The sequence below is a fragment of the Shinella sp. GW821-FHT11G07 genome, assembly GCF_058808115.1.
Map to the genome: position 1 here is coordinate 216,218 of NZ_JBXARJ010000005.1, position 21,538 is coordinate 237,755.

Sequence of the window (21,538 nt, forward strand, 5' to 3'; positions counted from 1 at the left end):
GCTTTCAGGCCGTCGCGAGATCGAGGGCGAGCACCATGGCGTAGCTGGCGGTGACCAGCACGCCGAGCGACAGCACGACCGCGGCCGTCACCCGCGGTCCCGCGCGCATCACGCGCTTCAGGTCGATGCCGAGGCCGAGTGCGGCCATGGAAAGAATGGTCAGCACCGTCGCGACCTCGCCCATCGCGCCCGCCATGGCGGCATCGACAAGGCCGACACTGCGGGCAGTCAGCATGGCGAGAAACCCGAGGATGAACCACGGCACGAGCCGGTGCAGCGCGGGCCTGCGCCCCGTTGCCCCCGCCGAAGCACAGGACAGCAAGAAGATCACCGGCCCGAGCATCAGCACGCGCACAAGCTTGACGAAGGTGCCGATCTGGATGCTGAGGGCGGAGACCGGCGCGGTCGCCGCCAGCACCTGCGGCACCGCATAGACCGTCATGCCCGCCATCACGCCGTAACCCGTCGCCGAAAGGCCGAGTAGCGGCACCAGCACCGGCAGGAGCAGCACGGTGATCATACCGAGCACGGCGGTGAACGCGATGGACGAGGCGACATCCTCGGCGTCGGCGCGGATGACGGGCGCCGTCGCGGCAATCGCCGAATTGCCGCAGATCGAGTTGCCGCAGGCCACCAGCAGCGCAACGGAGCGGGACAGGCCAAGCCAGCGCCCTATCCCGTAACTCGTCATGAGAACCGCCCCCACAACCACGGCAATGGCACCGATCAGCGAAATGCCCATCCCCCCGATCGCCGCAGCACTGACGCTCGCACCGAGCAGGACGATGGCCACTTCGAGAAAGTACTTTGCCGAAAAGGCAATGCCGGGATCGAAGCAGGCGGGTTGACGCAAAAACAGCCGCAACACGGCGCCGATCAGGATGGCCAGCACCAGGGCCTCGATCCAAGCTCCACCCGTCAGGCGCACTTCCAGGTGCTCGGCAAGCACCGCAAGACCGGAGACCAGGCCGGCCAGGGCGACGCCCGGCAGCAAAACACGCGTTCCAAGAAATACTCTGTTGTTAGATAAATTTTCCATGCGCCAACGATGCGCTTGAAAGTCCATTCAATCCATCAGTAAGTATCGGATGTTTCATTCGATTGGATCGAACATATGATGACGCTCGAACAGCTCCGTATCTTCGTCGCCGTGGCGGAGCGCGAGCATCTCACGCAGGCCGCCGAGGCGCTGAACCTCACGCCCTCCGCCGTCAGCTCGGCGATCCGCGTCGTGGAGGAGCGGTATGGCATCGCGCTATTTCACCGGACCGGCCGGCGGATCGAACTGACGGAGACAGGCCATGCCTTCCTGCCGGAAGCCAGGGCGACGCTGGCGCGGGCCGAAAGCACGGACCTGTTCCTCACCGAAATCGGCGGCCTCAAGCGCGGCACGCTGACGCTTGCCGCCAGCCAGACGGTCGGCGCCTACTGGCTGCCCCCGCTGCTCATACGCTTCCACGCGGCCTATCCGGCCATCGACATGCGTGTTGGCAGCGGCAACACGGAGCAGGTTGCCGAAGCCGTGCTCGAGGGTCGGACGGACCTCGGATTCGTCGAAGGAGCAATCGACCACCCTGCGCTCTCGCAGCGGATCGTCGCGCGCGACCGCGTCGTCGTCGTTGCACCCGCCGACCATCCGCTCTTGGGCAAACCGGTCGAGCCGGCCGATCTTTTGGCGGCGCACTGGGTTCTGCGCGAAGCGGGCTCCGGCACACGCGGCGCCCTGACCGCTGCGCTGGCGGCGCGCGGCGTGGACGAGGCATCCCTCGACATCACACTTTCCCTGCCGTCGAACGAAGCCGTGCGCAGCGCCGTGCTTGCCGGGGGCGCATTGACCGCGATTTCCGAACTGGCCGTCGCGGACGACCTGGCATCACGCCGGCTGGCCCGCATCGCCTTCGACCTGCCGGAGCGCGCCTTTCGCCTGCTCCGGCACAAGGAGCGTTACCGCTCCAAGGCGTCGCTCGCCTTGGAGGCGCTTCTGCCGATCTAGTCGCCCCGGCCGCGAAAACGCCGCTGGTAGGTGGGATCGTAGAGCGAGCTTTCGCGAAAATCCGTGGCCGCGAGCGCGCGGCCGACGAAGATCAGCGCCGTGCGCTCGATCGGCTCTTCGGCGACTTTCGCCACGATATCGGCGAGCGTGCCGCGCACCACACGCTCATCGGGCCAGGAGGCTTTCACGACGATCGCCACCGGGCAATCGGCGCCGTAGAGCGGGGTAAGGTCTTCAACCACCTTGTCCAGGGCGTGAATGGCCAGATGGATGGCCAATGTGGCGCCCGTCGCACCAAAATTTTCCAGCGTCTCGCGGTTCGGCATGGGCGAGGCGCGGCCGGAGACGCGGGTGAGCACGAGGCTCTGCGCGACAGCAGGAATGGTGAGTTCGCGACCAAGTGCGGCGGCGGCCGCGGCAAAGGACGGCACGCCCGGGGTCATCGTATAGGTCAACCCGTGGTTTTCGAGCCGGCGAATCTGCTCGGCAGCGGCGCTCCAGACGGAAAGATCGCCGGAATGCAGCCGCGCCACGTCCTCCCCCGCCTGCGCCGCGCGCAAAAATTCCGCCTCGATCTCGTCGAGCGATAGCGGCGCCGTGTCGACGATGCGCGCGCCCGGCGGGCAATATTGCAGAAGCTCCGGCGAGACGATGGAACCGGCATAGAGGCAGACCGGGCACTTGCCGATCAGGTCCCGCCCACGCACAGTGATGAGGTCGGCAGCGCCGGGGCCGGCGCCGATGAAATGAACGGTCATATTATTCCTCAATTTGTTTAGCCGGCTTGACCCAGCTCCATTGCGTGACCGGCATGGCGGGCCGCCAGCCCGTCATCTGCCCGACGGGTGAGGCCCGCGCGATATCGATGCGGGTCAACGCGCCGCCAAGCCGGGCATGGTGCGCAAGCAGTACCGCTTCCATTTCCGTCGTCACCGCATTGGCGACGAGCCGACCACCGGCCTTCACGCCGCCAATCGCCGCCTCCATCACCCCCGCCTCGCTGCCGCCGCCGCCTATGAAGACGGCATCCGGCGCAGCAAGCCCGGCAAGCGCTGCCGGCGCCACGCCTTCGACGACCGAAAGGCCCGGCACGCCGAAATTGTTGGCATTGCGGCGGATGCGGGCGGCGCGTTCGGTGTTTCCCTCGATCGCGATGGCGCGAAGCGAGGGATCGGCCAGCATCCACTCGATGCCGATCGATCCCGAGCCGGCGCCGACATCCCACAACAATTCGCCCCGCTTCGGCGCCAGCGCGGAGAGGGTCAGCGCGCGGACTTCACGCTTGGTGATCTGCCCGTCATGCTCGAACAAATCATCATCGAGACCGGGCGTATAGGCGAGGACCCGCGCGGCACTGCCGGCCGCAACCTCCACGGCGCAGACATTCAGCATATCGGCATCCGTAAGGGCAAACGTCTCCGCCCGATGGCTGCTCAGCCGCTCCCGCGCGCCACCGAGCGCTTCGAGAACGGTAAGCGTCGAGGCGCCAAAGCCGCTTTCCGCAAGCAGGATGGCCAGCGCCGCCGGGCCATCACTGTCCGACGTCAGCGCGAGAATGCGGCTGCCGGGATGCAGGTGCGGGCGAATGAGATCGATGGGGCGGCCATGCAGCGAGAGGCAAAGCGTATCCTGAAGCGCCCAGCCCATGCGAGAAGCCGCAAGGCTGAATGACGACGGCGCCGGGAAGACGCGCATTTCGGCCCGCGCGATGCGACGGCACAGCGTGACGCCGACGCCGTAGAAAAACGGATCGCCCGAGGCCAGCACGACGACCGGCCGGCCACGGACTGACAGCACGGCATCGACCGAACGCTCGAACGGAGACAACCAGCCATGGCGCTCGCCCCGGATCACAGCGTCGGCAAGCTCCAGATGCCGCGTGCCGCCGAAAACCAGCTCGGCGGCGGCAATTGCGGCCTTGGCCTCGTCACCGAGACCCGCTAGACCGTCCTCGCCGATCCCGACGATGGAAAGCCAGGGGGCGGCTTGCGGGGGGATTTGATCAGGCGTGGACAAGCGACGCATCCTCATACTGGGCGGCACGACGGAAGCCCGCGACCTTGCCGGCCGCCTTGCCGGCCGGTCCGATCTTGCCGTCACGCTCTCGCTTGCCGGCCGGACTGTCGATCCCGCGCCGCAGCCCGCGCCCGTGCGCATGGGTGGTTTCGGCGGCGTACCGGGGCTTGCGGCCTATCTGGATGAGCATGCCATCGAGCTCATGATCGATGCGACCCATCCCTTCGCGAGACAAATTTCGGCCAACGCCCGCGCAGCGAGCTCGACGACGGGCATTCCGCTGCTGCGACTGGAAAGGCGCGGCTGGGAGGAGACGGAGGGCGATCGCTGGATCCGCCGAGCCTCGATCGAAGAGGCCGTTGCCGCCTTGGGTGCGCAGCCGCGCCGCGTCTTCCTTGCCATCGGCCGGCAGGAGGCGAGAGCCTTCGACGCAGCACCGCAGCACCACTATCTCGTGCGCAGCGTCGATCCGGTCGATCCGCCGATGGAGGCACCGAGCGTCGAATACCTGCTCGCCCGCGGTCCCTTCGCCGTCGAGGCGGAAGTGGACCTGCTGCGGCAACAGCGCATCGATATCATCGTCAGCAAGAATTCCGGCGGTGACGCCACCTACGGCAAGATCATCGCCGCGCGTATTCTCGGCCTCACCGTCATACTCGTCGAGCGGGCGGCCAGCGAGAGCGGCCACCACGCCGAGACGGTCGAGGATGCGGTGCGGCTTACCGATCATCTGCTCGCATCCTTCAGGAAACGCGGCGTATAGACCAGGTCCGAGAGGCCGGGACGCGCGATGACCCGCGTTTCCGGCGAGCCGATGACGACGCAGGTCGCCATGTCCGCGCGCTCCGCCGCGGCGTCTCCCAACGGCATGACCAGCATATGCTCGTCCGGCCGGCCCGCGGCACGGCCGAAGATCACCGGCGTCGTGGCCGGAAGTGTCTCGCGAAGGATCTCGAATGCCTTGCCGAGCTGCCAGGGCCGCGCCTTGCTGATCGGATTGTAGAGCGCAATGACAAGTCCGGCTTCGGAGACCAGGCGCAGCCGCTTCTCGATGATCTCCCAGGGCTTCAGATTATCGGACAGCGAGATCGCACAGAAATCGTGGCCGAGCGGCGCGCCGATGCGCGCTGCGACGGCCAGCATGGCGGTGACGCCCGGAACGATGATGAGGTCCACGGATTTCCAGTCGTCCGGCCCCGCATCGATCGCCTCGCAGACCGCCGCCGCCATGGCGAAGACACCCGGGTCACCGCCGGAGACGACGCAGACATTGATACCCGCCGCAGCACGGATCAGGGCCGCCTGCGCGCGGTTCAGCTCCTCGCGATTGTCCGAGGCGACCTTGATCTGGTCGGAGCGAAGATTCAGCCGGTCGATATAGGGAAAGTAGCCGAAAAACTCGGTCGAGGCCGCGACGGCGCTAAGCGCCTCCGGCGTCATCTGGTCGGGATTGCCGGGGCCGGTGCCAATCACGAAGAGCTTGCCCGTCATCCGCGGGTGCTCCAGCCCGGCACCAGCACCAGCGAGAAATAGGGCGCAGTGTCGTCGAGCTTTTCCGAGAGCCGGATGGATTTGCCGACTGGCGTGGTGCCGCGCTCGACATAGACCGCTTCGCCCAGGCGGCCGGCCTGCGAAAGGGCCCGGCGGATTTTCGGCAGGTTGCGGCCGACCTTCATGATGACGGCGGCCTGTGTATCGACGAGACGGCGCGACAGCTCGTCCTCGTCCATCGTACCCGGCAGCACGGAAAGCACGTCGTCGCCCTGCACGATCGGCAGGCCGGAGAGCGACCAGCAGCCGGACATGGCCGTGATGCCGGGGATGACCTCCGTCGGAAAGCGATCGGCAAGCCGCACATGCAGATGCATGTAGGAGCCGTAGAACATCGGGTCGCCCTCGGAGAGGATTGCGACCGTGCGGCCGGCGGCGAGATGTTCGGCAACGGCCGCGGCGGAGGCATCGTAGAAGGCCGTGATCTGGCTCTTGTAGTCGTCGTGATCCTTTTCGATCTCCGTCGTCACCGGATAGTAGAGCGGCAGCTCCACCATATCCGCCTTCAGCAGGCCTTCGACAATCGCCCGCCCATTGCCGGAGCGCCCGGCCTTGGCGAAATAGGCAAGCACATCCGCTTCGCCGATCGCCCGCACCGCCTTCAGCGTCAGGAGTTCCGGATCGCCCGGCCCCGTGCCCACGCCATACAATCGTCCCGCCACCGTCGCCACCATGTTCATAGTCCCGGCCTCGCCAGCGAATTGAGCGCCGCCGCCGTCATCGCGCTGCCGCCGAGACGGCCGCGCACGATGGCATAGGGCACGCCATAGGAATTTTCGGCCAGCGCATCCTTGGATTCAGCCGCCCCGACGAAGCCGACCGGCATGCCGAGGATCGCCGCCGGTTTTGGCGCGCCATCGCGCAAAAGTTCCAGCAGATAGAAAAGTGCCGTCGGCGCGTTGCCGATGGCAACGACCGAGCCGGCCATGCGATCGAGCCAGAGCCGGATGGCAGCCGCGGAGCGGGTGTTGCCACTTTCCGCGGCAAGTTCCGGCGTGCGCGGATCGCGCAGCGTGCATAGCACGTCGTTGTTGGCCGGCAGGCGGGCGGCGGTAACGCCGCGGGCGACCATTTCCGCATCGCAGAAGATCGGCGCACCACCCTGAAGGGCCGCGCGCGCGGACGTCACGAAATCCGGCGAAAAGACGAAATGCGGTGCGGCCTCCACCAGGCCGGCAGCGTGGATCATTCGTACCGCGACATCCGCCTCCGTCTCGGAGAAGCGCGAGAGATCGGCCTCCGCGCGGATGATCGCGAAGGATTTTTCGTAGATGGCAGTGCCATCCTTGATGTAGTCGTACTGGGTCATGACTGGCCTTGATATGCGGAAAGAAGGACCGCGGACGGGGTGCGGTCGAGCAGGTTTCTGGCGGTCTCGCCCTCCGCGCGGCGCGCGCGCAGAACGCTGCCGAAGCGCTGGATAGCCGGCTTCAGATCACCGGCCGGGACAATCGCCGTCGGCGCATCGCTCGCCCGCCCGTCGAGGATGAGGCCGACACCCGCAGCCGTGCCGCAGAGCGTGATGGCGGCAACGGGCGGATGGGCGCAGCCCTTCGGGCAGCCGGAAATGTGCATGTCTAGGGAACCGTCCAGCAAGCCGCCAGCTTCTGCGACCAAGGCATCGGCGGCGGCACGAGTGTCGAAGCTGGCCGAAGCGCAGCCGGCGGCGCCGGCGCATATGGAGATGGTGCGGCCGGGCGCGTTGTCCGTGTTCCAGAACCCCTGGCGATCGGCGCAGGCCCGGGCGACTGCAAGCGTTTCGCCGGAAAGGCCGCGCACCAGCAGGCTGCGATGCGGTGCGAGGCGGAATTCCACGGCGCCACAGGCGGAAAGTCCCTCGACAAGCGCCGCAAGCCGATCGGCATGCATCTGGCCATATGCCGGCGCCAGGCCAAGCACGGTTTCGCTCCCGATGCGGTGTGCGCCGAGCGGGTGGGTGGACAGGGCCGCAGGTACAGCCTGCATCGGCGCAGCACCCGGCATCCGCACCAGCGCGGCGACATCCAGATCGCGGCCGCGGGCGGCGGGACCGATGGCCACGAGCGCGGCGATGACGGCCATTGCACCATCCAACACGGAGTCTTCTGGCAGCAAGGCCACAGGTCCTGCCCTTTGACGATCGCCACCGACCGACAGGCGCCATGCTGTGCGTCCCCCGACAACGACGGCATCAAGCCGGAGATCCGCGATCATGTCGGCAAGCGAAAGCATGCCACCGCCATCGACAACGATTGCGAGTTTCGGGGCGAGGATAAACGATGCCCGGGAGATCGCCTTGCGCAACGCATCCGCAACCGGCATAGCATCCGCAATTTCTGACGGATCGATGCCGGCGAACGGTGGGACTTCAATGGCGACGCCCGTTTGGGGAACGATGCCGGCAGCGTCAAGGCCGGCCGCGAGGTGCGGTACCGAAGCCTCCGTCAAGCCGCGAAGCTGGAGATTGCCGCGTGCGGTGATTTCGATCAGGCCATTGCCATGGGCGCGGGCGAGATCGGCAAGGGCAAGCAGATCATCCGCCGTCAGGGCAGGAGCGACCGGACGCAGGCGCACCAGCAGGCCGTCACCGGTCTGCATCGGCGCGGCGATCGAGGGGCAGGCGCCGCGGCGCAGCGCACCCGTATCGCACCGGTCGAGGGCGAGCGTCACCGTCATGCCGGCCCCTCCTCCGCCTCAGTGGCAGGACGCCGGATCAGATAGGTATCCATGATCCAGCCATGCTTTTCACGCGCCGTGCGGCGGGTCTCGGTGATGGTTTCAGCCATGTCGGCCAGCCGGCCGGAAAGCAGGATTTCGTGCGGCGTGCCGAGATAGGCGCCCCACCAGATGTCGGCTTCCGGATCCGTTACCGTTCGAAAAGCCTGCACGCCATCGAGCATGACCAGCGCATCACGCGAGGATTCCGGCCAGCCCGCGGCAAGCCGGCGGCCGGTGGTAATTTCGACGGGCAAGCCGATGCGGTTCAGCGCGATGCCGTGGCTGGCACAGAGTGCCTGGACGCTGGTGATGCCGGGGATGACTTCTGTTTCGAAGGCAACGCGGCCGGCGGTGCGGACATGGTCGATGATGCGCAGCGTGCTGTCGTAGAGCATGGGATCGCCCCAGACGAGCAGGCCGAGTGTCTCGTCCTCGCCGACCGCGTTCAGCAGCGTGCGCTCGTAGATCGCGGCGATGGCGCGGTGCCAGTCGTTGACGCCGTCCTCGTAGGAACCATCGGCGCGGCGCACCGGAACGGCATAATCGAGGATGCGGCAGGCAGGGTTGGTGAGGAACCGGTCGCAAATGTCACGGCGCGCATCGGCGAGAAAGGCCTTTTCATCGCCCTTCACCGGTATAATCAGCACATCCGACCGGTTCAGCGCATTGATTGCCTGAACGGTCATGTGCTCGGGATTGCCCGCGCCGATCCCGATGACCCGTATTTTTCTCAAATTCCGTCTCCCGTGCGGCTTGCGCTCCCGGTCTGCGGCCCGATTTGGGTCCCGCACCCCTTCCTAATCCCAAAAGCCGGCGGAAAACAGTCCCCGGATCGCGTCCTTTGCCGGTCTTTTTGAGACTCCTACGCCGCCTCGCGGCTTGTGAGATAGGCGCGCGGCGAGGAGCCGAGCATGCGCTTGAACATGGTGGTGAAGGCCGGCACGCTTTCATAGCCGGCTTCGAGCGCCACGCGCGTCACGGGCTCGCCGGCAGCAAGCCGCGGCAGGCAGGCAAACAGGCAGGCCTGCTGGCGCCAGGTCACGAAGCTGATGCCCATCTCCTCGCGAAAGAACCGTGTGAAGGTGCGTCGGCTCATGTTGAGACGGCGCGCCCAATCGTCGATCTTCGCCGTCGGTGACGGCTGCTCGACGAAATCGCGGCAGAGACCGGCAAGTCGACCGCTCGCCGGAAAGGGCAGGCCGAGACGGCGTTCGGGCAGGCGGCCGATCTCGTCGAGCAGCAGCGCCATCACCAGCTCCGCCCGGTTGCGCTCCTCGGAGAGCGCGCCCTTGCGCACGGCCTCCGTGATCAGCTGCCGGGCAAGGTCCGTCACCTCCAGCACCGTCGGCTCCTGCGAGGAGGCACGGCCTTCCGGCGAATAAATGTAGACCGAGCGCATGCTGACATCGCTGTACATCTCGACGGAATGTTCCAGCCCGCGCGGGATGAGCAGTGCATGGCCGGGCGGGATCATCCAGCGGCCGCGATCCGTCGAAACCAGCACGACGCCGGCAAAGACACAGAGGAACTGCGTGCGCCGATGGCGGTGCGGCGGCACGGTATAGCCGCCGGGAATCTCCGAACTGTGGACCAGAACGTCCTCGTTCGACTGTTCCATGCGGGAAAGATTGCGGATGTGATCGTCATCGAGCGCCTTCAGGCGCGCAGCTGTCAATTTTTCCATCTTTGGCCCACTCGCGTAAGAAATGGACCTCAGCACAAAAGCAGGCCGCAGGCAATCCTAGTATGGGAACGGCAAAAGACGCCAACCCGGGCGGATCATTCGAGGCTACCCATGTCGACTGTCGTTCCCGCAGCGCCCCGCAGCGCTGCCACCACCACCTATTCCATCATCGCCGCGGTCAGCGCCTGCCACATGCTGAACGACATCATGCAGTCGCTGCTGACGTCGCTCTATCCGCTCCTGAAGGAAAACTACGCGCTCGACTTCGTGCAGATCGGCCTGCTCACCATGGCCTTCCAGGTGACGGCCTCGCTGCTACAGCCGGCCGTTGGTATCGTGACGGACCGCTGGCCGATGCCCTTCTCGCTGCCGGTCGGCATGGGAAGCACCTTCGTCGGCCTCATCATGCTCGCCTATGCGCACTCGTTCCCCGTGCTGATCTTCGGCGCCTGCCTGATCGGCCTCGGCTCGGCGATCTTCCACCCGGAATCCTCGCGCGTCGCCCGTCTCGCCTCCGGCGGTCGCCACGGCCTCGCGCAATCGATGTTCCAGGTCGGCGGCAATGCCGGCACGGCGATCGGCCCGCTGCTCGCCGCCTTCATCGTGCTGCCCTTCGGCCAGACGAGCGTTGCCTGGTTCTCGGCGATCGCGCTTCTCGGCATGGTCATCCTGACCTGGGTCGGTAACTGGTATGCCGGCGAGCGCCGCTCGTCCGCCGGCCGCCCCGCCGTCAGCCGTGAACTGCCGCTGCCGGGCAAGCGCGTTGCCTGGGCGCTCGCCGTGCTCGTTCTGCTGACGACGACGAAGAACGCCTATCTCGCCAGCATTTCGAGCTACTTCACCTTCTACACGATCGAACGCTTCGGCCTCGACATACAGCAGGCGCAGCTCATGCTGTTCCTGTTCCTCGGCGCCTCGGCCGTCGGCGTCTTCCTGGGCGGCCCGATCGGCGACCGCTTCGGCACGCGCTTCGTGATCTGGTTCTCGATCCTCGGCGTCATTCCCTTCGCGCTGATGCTGCCCTACGCCAACCTGTTCTGGACGGGCGCCCTGACGGTGCTGATCGGCCTGATCTTCTCGTCGGCCTTCTCCGCCATCGTCGTCTTCGCGCAGGAGCTGATACCAGGCCGCGTCGGCATGATCGCCGGCATCTTCTTCGGCTTCGCCTTTGGCGCAGGTGGCCTGGGTGCCGCCCTGCTCGGCGGCGTCGCGGACAGCCATGGCATCGAATTCGTCTTCCAAGTCTGCTCGTATATGCCGCTGCTCGGCATTCTCACGATCTTCCTGCCGCGCCTGCCGGGCAGACACTGAGACCATGAAGACCGAACGCCCGGCCTCCGCCGGGCGTCAGATCGCGAGCCAAACGCGCATTTCTCCTCCTTCGTCATGGTCGGGCCTGACCCGACCATCCACACTGTATCCAATGCATGGATTCTCGGGTCGAGCCCGAGAATGACGTCGAGGGTGGGAAGGGCACGGCGTGCCAAATATAAAATCGGGCCTTTCGCCTGGGTCTCTTAAAACCGCGCGCCCGCAAAATGGGCGATCTGGGCGCCGAGTTCGTAATAGCCCTCCCGCACCGAGCGGAAGGACTGGGCCTCGGGATCGCTGACCGGCAGCGGCAGGTCCATCTCGGCGATCTCGCCGGAAACAAGCTGTGCCAATGTGCGGCCGAAAACGGTGCCCGGCGCGATGCCGCGACCGTTATAGCCGGAAAAACCGATGACATTTTCGGCCAGGCGATGGAAACGCGGCAGGTTGTCGGTTGTCATGCCGATCTTGCCGTACCATTCCGCCTCGAAGGCGACATCGCCGATCGCGGGGAACAGCTTCTTCAGCGCCCGCCGTGCCCAAGCCTTGTGAATGCCCGTGCCCGTGCCGCGCAGCGCGCCGACACTGCCGAACACCAGCCGACCGCGCTTGTCGAAGCGGAAGGAGGAGAGCACCTCCTTCGTGTCCCAGGCCCCCTGCCTCTCCGGCAGGATTTTTGCCTGCATCTCCGCCGAAAGCGGCACCGTGGCGAAATTGAAATAGGGCAGGTGGGTAAGCTCGGCGCGCACCTCGTGCCAGGGTGCCACCGTATAGGCATTGGTCGCGACCACCACCCAATCCGCCGTCACCGAGCCGCGCGGGGTGTTGACCGTCCAGCGCTTGCCGGTTCGCTCCGCGCCCGTCACCAGGCTTCCCGTGAAAACCTGCGCGCCCGCGGCGATCGCCGCGCGGGACAGGCCGCGCGCATAGGCAAGCGGCTGGATCGTACCGGCTCGCATGTCGAGCAACGCACCGGCATAGGCATCGGTACCCACCTTCACCGCCGTCTCGGCCGCATCGAGCAGGCGCACCGGCGCACCGCGGCGCGACCATTGCTCCGCACGCTGCTTCAATTCATCGAGGCCGGACTGGCCGACGGCACAGTGCAGCGTGCCGGCCGGGTTGATCTCGCAATCGATCTTGTGCTTTTCGACAAGGTCGAACACCAGGCGCGGCGCATTGCCGAGCAGTTCGAGCAACCGGCTGCCATAGAGATCGCCGAGCACGCCCGGCAGCTCGTCCGGCATCACCCACATGCCGGCATTGACGAGGCCGACATTGCGGCCCGACCCGCCGTAACCGATTTCGGCACCCTCGAGCAGGATGACCCGCGTGCCGCGCTCGGCAAGATGGAGTGCTGTCGAGAACCCGGTATAGCCGCCACCGACGATGACGACATCCGCATCCGCCTTGCCGGAAAAGGCGACCGTTTCGGGGGCGGGTGGTGCGGTCATCTCCCAAAGGCCATGGGAGCGCGGATCGTTGAGCATGGTGGTCTGCTTTTCAGAAGGAGGAGCTATTCCCGCACCATCGACGATGCGGCACCATGACTAAAGCAAAAATTGAGAACGGGGTCATGCCCCGTCCGCATGACAGGCGGTCAATGCCGGTCGGGAACCTGATTGGCGATCCAGGCACGAAACGCCTGACTCAACGGGTTTTCGAGCTTTCCCTCGGGCACGACGAGATAATAGCTGTTTTCCGTCTCCATCGGCCGGTCGAAGACGACGGCCAGCCGGCCGGTCGCCAGCTCCTGCTCGATCAGGTAGTGCGGCAGGAGCGCAAAGCCGAGGCCGGCGACGGCCGATTCGATGACCATGGCGAACTGGTCGAAGCGGTGGCCGCGATAGGCGGTATCGGCAGAACCGCCGTTCATCTCGAACCATTGCGCCCAGAGCTTCGGGCGCGTCGCGAGATGGAGAAGCGGTGCCGTCTCCAGGTCCTTCGGCTCGGAAAAGTTCCACGCCTTCAGAAGCTCCGGGCTTGCCGCCGGCAGGATGACCTCGCTGCACAGGTAGGAGCAGGCGGCGCGTGCCCAGACCGGCTGACCGTAATGGATGGCAAGGTCGAAATTCTCTTCGTCGAAATCGAACGGTTTCGAACGGGAGGCGATGTTGACGATCGTGCCCGGATGTTCGCTGAGAAATGCCGGAATGCGCGGCGTCAGCCAGCGGCTGCCGAAGGTCGGCAGCGTCGCGATGCTGAGACTGTGTTCGGAAGACGCCGACGCCATGGCGCGCAGCATGGTCTCTTCTGTCTGGTGCAGCAGCTTGCGCACTTCCGGCAGGAAACGCCGCCCGTCATCCGACAGCACGACCCGCTGGCGCACGCGCTCGAACAGCAGCACGCCGAGCTGTTCCTCCAGGTCCTTGATCTGGCGGCTGACGGCGCTCTGGGTGAGGTTCAGCTCGTGTGCCGCCTGCGTGAAACTGCCATGGCGGGCAGCACATTCGAACGCCTGCAGCGTGGTGACGTCCGGGATCAGCCTTCGACTGAGCTTCATTCTTTCCTCGCATCAACATAGTCAGAACGGTCGCAATCGCTCAAGGAAACGATCCGGTATGATCCGTTTTGAGAATGATCAGGGCCCTCCCACCCTTCTAAAGCAATTCCAGGAAAAGTGTGAAGCCTTTTCCATCCGGAACTGCCGCGCCAACGAGACGAGACCGTTCGCCATGACATCCAGTTCGATCCTTTCCGCCGACAAGATCCGCTCGAATTTCTCCGCCGCCATGTCCGCCATGTACCGCGACGAGGTGCCGGCCTATGGCACGCTGATGTCGCTGGTGGCCTCGGTCAACGACGAGACACTCGCCGCCGACGCGCATCTGAAGACGCGCCTCGAAGCGACGGATACGCTCGACCGCATCTCGGAAGAACGCCATGGCGCCATCCGCCTCGGCACACGGCAAGAGCTTTCCATGATGCGCCGCGCCTTCGCCGTCATGGGCATGCACCCGGTCGGCTATTACGATCTTTCCACGGCCGGCGTGCCTGTTCATTCCACCGCCTTCCGGCCGGTCGGCGCCGAAAGCCTCAGCCGCAACCCGTTTCGCGTTTTCACCTCGCTGCTTCGCCTCGACCTGATCGCCGACGAAACACTGCGCCAGGAAGCCGCCGACGTGCTCGCGGCACGGAAAATCTTCACGGATGAAGCCGTGGCCCTCGTCGAGAAGGCCGAGCGCGACGGCGGCCTCGATGCCGCTGACGCCGCCCGCTTCGTCGCGCAGGTGCTCGAAACCTTCCGCTGGCACGACCATGCTATCGTCAGCGCCGACATGTACAAGCGCCTGCACGATGCGCACCGCCTGATCGCCGACGTCGTCTCCTTCAAGGGCCCGCACATCAACCACCTGACGCCGCGCACGCTGGATATCGACAAGATCCAGGCGCGCATGCCGCAGGAGGGCATCGCGCCCAAGGCCGTCGTCGAAGGCCCGCCGACCCGCAACTGCCCGATCCTTTTGCGCCAGACCTCGTTCAAGGCGCTGGAAGAGGCCGTTTCCTTCATCGCTGCGGACGGCACTTGGCAGGCGGGCTCGCACAGCGCCCGCTTCGGCGAGATCGAACAGCGTGGTGTGGCGCTGACCCCGAAGGGCCGCGCGCTCTACGACACGCTTTTGAACGACACCCGTGCCCGCGTATGCCCGGCCGCCGACGGCTCCAATGCGAGCGAATATGAAGCAGCACTTGCCGACGTCTTCAAGGCCTTCCCGGACACCTGGGACGGTATTCGCAAGGCGGGCCTTGGCTATTTCAGCTATTCGCTGACGGAAAAGGGTATGTCGGTCTCCGGCCGCAGGGCAGATCTCGAAACCGCCATCGAAGCCGGCCTCATCCAGTTCGATCCGATCGTCTACGAAGATTTCCTCCCGGTCAGCGCCGCGGGCATCTTCCAGTCGAACCTCGGCGACGACGCGGCGCAGGATTTTGTCGCGAGCCCGAACCAGATGATGTTCGAGCGCGATCTCGGTGCAACGGTTCTGGACGAATTCGCCCACTATGCCGGCATCCAGCGCGCATCGCTTGAAATGTGCCTCGGCATCGTCAACATGGCGGCCGCCGCGGAGTGACGGACGAAAGAATGATCGAGGCACGCCATATCGACACGCTGAAAAGCCTGCTCGGCGAGAAGGGTCTTCTCGCCGAGGCCTCGGACATGGCTGCCTACGAGACCGGCGCGCGCTATGACAAGGGCCGCGCCGCCTTCGTCGCGCGTCCTGCAACGACGGCCGAGACCTCCGCCGTCGTCTCCTACTGCGTCACGAACGGCATCGCCCTCATCCCGCAGTCCGGCAATACCGGCCTTGTCTCCGGCTCGACACCCGACGGCAGCGGCCACCAGGGCGTATTGAGCCTCGATCGCCTCACGGCCCCCTTTGAACTCGACCGCGTCAACCGCACCATCAAGGCTGGCGCTGGCGTTCGCCTCTCCGATCTCAACGGCAAGCTGGAGGAGAGCGGCCTGTTCTTCCCGATCGACCTCGGCGCCGATCCGCGCCTCGGCGGCATGATCGCCACGAACACCGGCGGCTCGCGCTTCCTGCGTTATGGCGACGTGCGCCGCAACACGTTGGGCCTCACCGTCGTGCTCGCCGACGAAGCCGGCACGGTACTCGACCTCTCCTCGGATCTGCGCAAGAACAACACCGGCGTGGACTGGAAACAGCTCTTCATCGGTACGTCCGGCGCCTTCGGCATCATCACCGAATGTGTGCTCAACCTCGAACCCGCACCAAAACAGTCTGCGACAGCGCTCCTCATTCCGTCTTCGGACGAACAGGTTTCCGCCCTCCTCGTCGCCATGGAAGATGCGCTCGGCAGCTACCTCTCGGCCTTCGAGGGCATGTCCGGCAATGCCATTCGCGCCGCCCTCGACCATGTACCGTCGTTGAGAAACCCCTTCCAGGGTGGCATCGTGCCGGATTTCGTGATCCTTGCGGAAATCTCCCGCTCCAGCCCGCCGCGCGACGGCGAACAGCCGCTCGATGCAGTGCTGGAAGAGGTGCTGGCCGCCATCTGGGAGCGCGAGGATGCACCGCTCGCCGACGCTTTCGTCGGCCCGCCGCATGAGATCTGGGCGCTGCGACATGCTTTGTCCGAAGGCGTGAAACATAGCGGGCGATTGATCGCCTTCGATCTATCGTTCCGCCGGGGTGACATCATGCCTTTCCTCGCCCATATGAAGGCGGAAATGCCCGACCACTTCGAAGACGTGACGATCTGCGATTTCGGCCATATCGGCGATGGCGGCGTGCACTTCAACCTCGTCGTCGCCAAGGACGATCCGCGCCTTGCCGATCCCGATTTCGAAATGGACCTGCGCGACTGGGTGTTCACGGTGGCGGTCGAACAGTTCGACGGCAGCTTCAGTGCGGAACACGCCATCGGCCGCAAGAATCAGGCCTTCTACGACAAATACACGCCCGAAGAGATTCGCCGGCTTGCGGCCGGGCTGAAAACCATCACCTCGCCGGGTTCGCTCGGCGCCATGACCTTTTAACAAGACATCAGGGAGAATACCCATGACGAAAGTCGACGTGAAACAGGAAACTGCCGCCCTTCTCGACAAGCTCGGCGTGCCGCGCGCCGCCTGGCAAGGTGGCGACATGGCTTCCTACAGCCCGGTCAGCGGCGAGGAAATCGCCAAGCTGAAGTCCATTTCCGCGGCCGATGCCGCCAAGGCCATCGAAGCCGCCCATGAGGCCTTCAAGGAATGGCGCCTCGTGCCCGCTCCCAAGCGCGGCGAGCTCGTGCGCCTGCTCGGCGAAGAACTGCGCGCCGCCAAGGCCGATCTCGGCCGCCTCGTTTCCATCGAAGCCGGCAAGATCACCTCCGAAGGCCTCGGCGAAGTGCAGGAAATGATCGACATCTGCGATTTCGCCGTCGGCCTCTCCCGCCAGCTCTACGGCCTGACGATCGCCACCGAGCGCCCCGGCCACCGCATGATGGAAACCTGGCACCCGCTCGGCGTCGTCGGCATCATCTCGGCCTTCAACTTCCCCGTCGCCGTCTGGTCGTGGAACACCGCACTCGCCCTCGTTGCCGGCAATTCCACCGTCTGGAAGCCGTCTGAAAAGACCCCGCTCACCGCACTTGCGTCGCAGGCGATCTTCGAGCGTGCGCTTGCCCGCTTCGGCGAAGCCCCGGCAAACCTCTCCCAGGTCCTCATCGGCGACCGCGCCATCGGCGAAGTCCTTGTCGACCACCCGAAAGTCGCACTCGTCTCGGCCACCGGCTCCACCCGCATGGGCAAGGAAGTCGGCCCGCGTCTCGCCAAGCGTTTTGCCCGCTCGATCCTCGAGCTCGGCGGCAACAATGCCGGTATCGTCTGCCCGTCCGCCGATCTCGACATGGCGCTGCGCGCCATCGCCTTCGGTGCCATGGGCACCGCCGGCCAGCGCTGCACGACGCTCCGCCGCCTCTTCGTGCATGACAGCGTCTACGACCAGCTCGTGCCGCGCCTGAAGAAGGCCTATACCAGCGTTTCCGTCGGCAACCCGCTGGAAACCTCGGCTCTCGTCGGCCCGCTCGTCGACAAGCAGGCTTTTGACGGCATGCAGAAGGCACTGGAAGCCGCCAAGGCCGAAGGCGGCTCCGTCACCGGTGGCGAGCGCATTGCCGATGCCGGCAAGGACACGGCCTACTATGTGAAGCCAGCCATCGTCGAAATGCCGAAGCAGGCCGGCCCGGTTCTCGAAGAAACCTTCGCGCCGATCCTCTACGTCATGAAGTATTCCGACTTCGACGCCGTGCTGGACGACCACAACGCCGTCTCGGCCGGCCTCTCCTCGTCGATCTTCACGCTGAACGTCCAGGAAGCCGAGCGCTTCCTCTCGGTCGACGGCTCGGATTGCGGCATCGCCAATGTCAACATCGGCACGTCCGGTGCGGAAATCGGCGGCGCATTCGGCGGCGAGAAGGAAACCGGCGGCGGCCGCGAATCCGGCTCCGACGCCTGGAAGGCCTATATGCGCCGCGCCACCAACACGGTGAACTACTCGAAGGCCCTGCCGCTCGCCCAGGGCGTCTCGTTTGACATCGAATAAGGGCGATCTCGAGTAAACCGCCATGAACAATCAGACCAAGGTTGAGGAGGCGGGCTTTACGCCCGCCTCGCGCATCGCCGCCATCGGCGTCTCGAAGATTCTGCAGATCGGCGCCCGCGCCTCTGCCATGAAGAAGGACGGCCTGCCGGTCATCATCCTCGGCGCCGGCGAGCCCGATTTCGACACGCCGGATAACGTCAAGGCCGCCGCCAAGGCCGCCATCGACCGCGGCGACACCAAATATACCGCGCTCGACGGTACGCCGGACCTGAAGAAGGCGATCTGCGAAAAATTCCGCCGCGAAAACAACGTCGACTATGCACTCGACGAGGTCACCGTCGCGACCGGCGCCAAGCAGATCCTGTTCAACGCCTTCATGGCGACGGTCAATCCGGGCGACGAGGTGATCATCCCGACGCCCTACTGGACCTCCTATTCCGACATCGTGGAAATCTGCGGCGGCGTGCCGGTGCTGATTCCCTGCGATGCCGAAGCCGGTTTTCGCCTGAAGGCGGAGCAGCTGGAAAAGGCGATCACGCCGAAGACGCGCTGGGTGCTGTTCAATTCGCCGTCCAACCCCTCGGGTGCGGCCTATAGCGAGGCCGACTACCGCCCGCTGCTCGACGTGCTGCTAAGGCATCCGCATGTCTGGCTGATGGTCGACGACATGTATGAGCACATCGTCTACGATGGTTTCAAGTTCGTCACCCCCGTCGCCATCGAGCCGCGCCTGAAGAGCCGCACGCTGACCATCAACGGCGTCTCCAAGGCCTATGCCATGACCGGCTGGCGCATCGGCTATGCGGGCGGCCCGAAGGCGCTGATCAAGGCCATGGCCGTGATCCAGAGCCAGGCGACCTCCTGCCCCTCCTCCGTCAGCCAGGCCGCTTCGGTCGAGGCCCTGAACGGTTCTCAGGACTTCTTGAAGGACCGCCAGGCGAGCTTCAAGCACCGCCGCGACCTCGTCGTGTCCGCACTGAACGCCATTCCCGGCCTCGTCTGCCGCACCCCGGAAGGCGCCTTCTACACCTTCTCCGGCTGCGCCGGCGTGATCGGCAAGGTGACGCCCAAGGGCAAGCGCATCGAAGCCGACAGCGACTTCACGGATTACCTGCTGGAAGACGCCCATGTCGCCGTCGTGCCCGGCTCCGCCTTCGGCCTCTCGCCGTTTTTCCGCATCTCCTACGCCACGTCGGAAGCGGAACTGACGGAAGCGCTGAAGCGCATCGCGGACGCAGTCGCGCGGCTTTCCTGATCTGCACCAGACAATCGACAAAAGAAAAGGGGCCTCGAATGAGGCCCCATTTTTATTGATCCGCGCCTTTTGGCGTTCTCTGCTTCCCCGCGGCGGCGCCACAGATGCGAAAACACCCCGGCTTTTGGACCGGGGTGTTGAAAGGCTGGAAAAATCAGGCGGCGCGGGCGCCGTGCTGGTCCTGGGCGTAGTGGTGGCCGAAGCGGTTGGCGAGGAAGGCCTCGAGGGCGATTTCTTCCTGGCGAACAAAACCTTCGGCGCGCAGCGTTCCATCGGCCAGCATGTCGAGCACGGCGCAGATCGAGCCGGCGGTCGTGATCTGGATGGCCGAATGCAGGGCGCCGGCGATCGGTGCGCTGTAGACCTTGTTGGCGTAAGTTTCCTGGATCAGGCGGCCACCCTTGCGACCGGAAACGGTCACGAAGATGATGACGACGTCCTGCGTGGTGGTCGGCAGGGCGTTTTCAAAGATGTCCTTGAGGACTTCGCGGCGGTGACGCAGGCCGAGATCGTTGAGCAGCGCCTTCATGATGGCGGCGTGGCCGGGATAACGGATCGTCTTGTAGTTCAGCGTGCGGACCTTGCCCTTCAGCGATTCGCAGAGTGTGCCGAGGCCGCCCGACGTGTTGAAGGCTTCGTAGGTGACGCCATCGAGCGAAAACTCTTCGCGCTCTTCCAGCGCCGGAACCTCGATCAGCGCGCTTTCGACGATCGCTTCGCAAGGCTCGATATATTCGTTGATGACGCCGTCCGTGCTCCAGGTGAGGTTGTAGTTCAGAGCATTGGAGGGGTACTGCGGCAGGGCGCCGACGCGCATGCGCACGCTTTCGAGCGAATCGAAGCGGCTGGCAAGGTCATTGGCGACAATCGAGATGAAGCCCGGTGCAAGGCCGCACTGCGGAATGAAGGCCGTCTTGGCGGTTTCAGCGATGCGCTTGACGTGGCGGGTGGATTCGACGTCTTCCGTGAGGTCGAGATAGTGCACGCCGGCAGCCGCAGCGGCTTCGGCAATCGCGACCGTCAGGTGGTAGGGAGCGGCCGAAAGAACGGCGAACTTGCCGGTCAGCAGGGCCTTCATGGCGGCAGCGTCGGCGATGTCGACGACGACGGTCGAAACGGCATCGTGGCGCTCGACGGCGGCAAGCTGCTCGTCCGAACGGTCCGCGACGGTGACGCGGTAGTCCCCGCTGTGAGCCAGCATGCGGGCGATGGTCGAGCCGATCTTGCCTGCGCCGATGACGACGATGTCTTTCATGTGATTTCCCTCCGGCATGAATTGATGCGCTTATTTTGGAGGCAGTGACTGTCGATTTAAAGCGCCACATCTGGCATAATACATTATCAGTATCGGCAGAATGACGGCAAAAATGAGCATTTCGACGTTAGGCACCAAGGATCGTGAGCTTCTCGCCATCCTCAGCGAAAACGCCCGCGAACAGACCGCGACGATCGCCCGCAAGCTCGGGCTGTCGCGCACCACCGTGCAGGCCAAGATCGATCGGCTGGAGCGGGACGGGGTGATCGCCGGCTACGGCGTCAAACTTTCCGACGCCTATGAGAGCGGCATGGTGAAGGCCCACGTGCTGATCACCATCGCGCCAAAGACGCTTTCGCGCATCACGACGGAGCTGCACGCCATCTCCGCCGTGCGCACGCTGCATTCGGTGAGCGGAAACTTCGACCTGATCGCCGTGGTCGAGGCGGCATCCATCGCCGAACTCGACCACCTGATCGACAAGATCGGCGCAATCGACGGCGTGGAACGCACGCTGTCCTCGATTATCCTGTCGACGCGGATCCGGCGTTAGGCGATGCCATCGGCCTAAGCGACCTCCAACAAGAAGCCGCACAACGACCTCTCCACCGTCGTCCTCGGGCTTGACCCGAGGATCCATGCCACAAGGACTGGGCCTTCCGTGATACGTGGATCCTCGGGTCAAGCCCGAGGATGACGGAGGGTGGGGTGATCTACGGGGGCAAAT

General features: G+C 65.2%; 20 protein-coding genes. 8 read left to right on the top strand and 12 right to left on the bottom strand.

Features of this window, described 5'->3' with window-relative positions; all coding sequences use genetic code 11:
- Positions 1-4: 4 nt before the first annotated feature.
- Positions 5-1,039, bottom strand: a complete 1,035-nt coding sequence (locus AC1RT2_RS12050) for a YeiH family protein (RefSeq protein WP_493102119.1) — start codon at positions 1,037-1,039, stop codon at positions 5-7.
- Between the two features lie 78 nt (positions 1,040-1,117).
- Here AC1RT2_RS12050 and AC1RT2_RS12055 point away from each other — a divergent pair, with 78 nt between their 5' ends.
- The gene (locus AC1RT2_RS12055; protein ID WP_493102366.1) at positions 1,118-1,993 is read left to right on the top strand and encodes a LysR substrate-binding domain-containing protein; all 876 of its coding nucleotides are present in this window, start codon (positions 1,118-1,120) and stop codon (positions 1,991-1,993) included.
- On the opposite strand, the gene cobM is transcribed toward AC1RT2_RS12055, so the two are convergent.
- Positions 1,990-2,751, bottom strand: coding sequence for a precorrin-4 C(11)-methyltransferase (gene cobM / locus AC1RT2_RS12060; protein ID WP_493102121.1), 762 nt, complete (start codon positions 2,749-2,751; stop codon positions 1,990-1,992). The two genes, AC1RT2_RS12055 and cobM, sit on opposite strands and share 4 nt — an antisense overlap.
- A gap of 1 nt (position 2,752) precedes the next feature.
- Complete coding sequence (gene cbiE, locus AC1RT2_RS12065) at positions 2,753-4,009, bottom strand: precorrin-6y C5,15-methyltransferase (decarboxylating) subunit CbiE (protein WP_493102122.1); 1,257 nt, start codon at positions 4,007-4,009, stop codon at positions 2,753-2,755.
- Here cbiE and AC1RT2_RS12070 point away from each other — a divergent pair.
- A complete protein-coding gene (locus tag AC1RT2_RS12070) occupies positions 4,002-4,772 on the top strand; it encodes a cobalt-precorrin-6A reductase (RefSeq protein ID WP_493102123.1) in 771 nt (256 codons plus the stop codon). The genes cbiE and AC1RT2_RS12070 overlap by 8 nt on opposite strands.
- Here the strand turns inward: AC1RT2_RS12070 and AC1RT2_RS12075 are convergent.
- The 6 genes from AC1RT2_RS12075 to AC1RT2_RS12100 all read right to left on the bottom strand — a co-directional run bounded on the left by AC1RT2_RS12075 (position 4,736) and on the right by AC1RT2_RS12100 (position 9,941).
- Positions 4,736-5,500, bottom strand: a complete 765-nt coding sequence (locus tag AC1RT2_RS12075; protein ID WP_493102124.1) for a precorrin-3B C(17)-methyltransferase — start codon at positions 5,498-5,500, stop codon at positions 4,736-4,738. The genes AC1RT2_RS12070 and AC1RT2_RS12075 overlap by 37 nt on opposite strands.
- Positions 5,497-6,234, bottom strand: a complete 738-nt coding sequence (locus tag AC1RT2_RS12080) for a precorrin-2 C(20)-methyltransferase (RefSeq protein ID WP_493102368.1) — start codon at positions 6,232-6,234, stop codon at positions 5,497-5,499. The genes AC1RT2_RS12075 and AC1RT2_RS12080 overlap by 4 nt, the downstream gene beginning before the upstream one ends.
- Before the next feature lie 2 nt (positions 6,235-6,236).
- Positions 6,237-6,869 carry a precorrin-8X methylmutase gene (locus AC1RT2_RS12085; protein ID WP_493102126.1) on the bottom strand — a complete coding sequence of 211 codons (633 nt, stop codon included), beginning with the start codon at positions 6,867-6,869 and terminating at the stop codon, positions 6,237-6,239.
- Positions 6,866-8,215: a precorrin-3B synthase gene (cobG, locus tag AC1RT2_RS12090; protein ID WP_493102128.1), complete on the bottom strand. Its 1,350-nt coding sequence runs from the start codon at positions 8,213-8,215 to the stop codon at positions 6,866-6,868. The genes AC1RT2_RS12085 and cobG overlap by 4 nt, the downstream gene beginning before the upstream one ends.
- Positions 8,212-8,991 carry a precorrin-6A synthase (deacetylating) gene (gene cobF, locus AC1RT2_RS12095; RefSeq protein WP_493102130.1) on the bottom strand — a complete coding sequence of 260 codons (780 nt, stop codon included), beginning with the start codon at positions 8,989-8,991 and terminating at the stop codon, positions 8,212-8,214. The genes cobG and cobF overlap by 4 nt, the downstream gene beginning before the upstream one ends.
- A 128-nt stretch (positions 8,992-9,119) precedes the next feature.
- Positions 9,120-9,941 carry an AraC family transcriptional regulator gene (locus AC1RT2_RS12100; protein WP_493102132.1) on the bottom strand — a complete coding sequence of 274 codons (822 nt, stop codon included), beginning with the start codon at positions 9,939-9,941 and terminating at the stop codon, positions 9,120-9,122.
- A gap of 111 nt (positions 9,942-10,052) precedes the next feature.
- Here AC1RT2_RS12100 and AC1RT2_RS12105 point away from each other — a divergent pair, with 111 nt between their 5' ends.
- Positions 10,053-11,252, top strand: coding sequence for an MFS transporter (locus AC1RT2_RS12105; RefSeq protein ID WP_069060626.1), 1,200 nt, complete (start codon positions 10,053-10,055; stop codon positions 11,250-11,252).
- A 206-nt stretch (positions 11,253-11,458) separates the two neighbouring features.
- Here AC1RT2_RS12105 and AC1RT2_RS12110 read toward each other — a convergent pair whose 3' ends face one another.
- Together AC1RT2_RS12110 and AC1RT2_RS12115 are read right to left on the bottom strand one after the other, a co-directional pair.
- Entirely contained in the window at positions 11,459-12,742 is a 1,284-nt protein-coding gene (locus AC1RT2_RS12110; protein ID WP_493102135.1) for an NAD(P)/FAD-dependent oxidoreductase, read from the bottom strand.
- Between the two features lie 110 nt (positions 12,743-12,852).
- Positions 12,853-13,755, bottom strand: a complete 903-nt coding sequence (locus tag AC1RT2_RS12115) for a LysR substrate-binding domain-containing protein (protein WP_493102137.1) — start codon at positions 13,753-13,755, stop codon at positions 12,853-12,855.
- 172 nt (positions 13,756-13,927) lie between these two features.
- On the opposite strand from AC1RT2_RS12115, the gene hglS reads away from it, so the two are divergent.
- Genes hglS through AC1RT2_RS12135 form a run of 4 tightly spaced genes read left to right on the top strand, consistent with a single transcriptional unit; the run spans position 13,928 to position 19,556 of the window.
- On the top strand, positions 13,928-15,325 hold the full coding sequence (gene hglS / locus AC1RT2_RS12120; RefSeq protein WP_493102139.1) for a 2-oxoadipate dioxygenase/decarboxylase HglS: 1,398 nt from the start codon (positions 13,928-13,930) through the stop codon (positions 15,323-15,325).
- Positions 15,326-15,336: 11 nt separating this feature from the next.
- Positions 15,337-16,755, top strand: a complete 1,419-nt coding sequence (locus tag AC1RT2_RS12125) for an FAD-binding oxidoreductase (protein WP_493102141.1) — start codon at positions 15,337-15,339, stop codon at positions 16,753-16,755.
- Between the two features lie 22 nt (positions 16,756-16,777).
- Entirely contained in the window at positions 16,778-18,301 is a 1,524-nt protein-coding gene (gene amaB / locus AC1RT2_RS12130; protein ID WP_493102143.1) for an L-piperidine-6-carboxylate dehydrogenase, read from the top strand.
- 22 nt (positions 18,302-18,323) lie between these two features.
- Complete coding sequence (locus AC1RT2_RS12135) at positions 18,324-19,556, top strand: pyridoxal phosphate-dependent aminotransferase (protein WP_493102145.1); 1,233 nt, start codon at positions 18,324-18,326, stop codon at positions 19,554-19,556.
- 154 nt (positions 19,557-19,710) lie between these two features.
- Here the strand turns inward: AC1RT2_RS12135 and AC1RT2_RS12140 are convergent, their stop codons facing one another.
- Positions 19,711-20,811, bottom strand: coding sequence for a saccharopine dehydrogenase family protein (locus tag AC1RT2_RS12140; protein WP_069060620.1), 1,101 nt, complete (start codon positions 20,809-20,811; stop codon positions 19,711-19,713).
- Between the two features lie 112 nt (positions 20,812-20,923).
- Here AC1RT2_RS12140 and AC1RT2_RS12145 point away from each other — a divergent pair, with 112 nt between their 5' ends.
- The gene (locus AC1RT2_RS12145) at positions 20,924-21,364 is read left to right on the top strand and encodes an Lrp/AsnC family transcriptional regulator (protein WP_286157142.1); all 441 of its coding nucleotides are present in this window, start codon (positions 20,924-20,926) and stop codon (positions 21,362-21,364) included.
- The last annotated feature ends 174 nt before the right edge of the window (positions 21,365-21,538 follow it).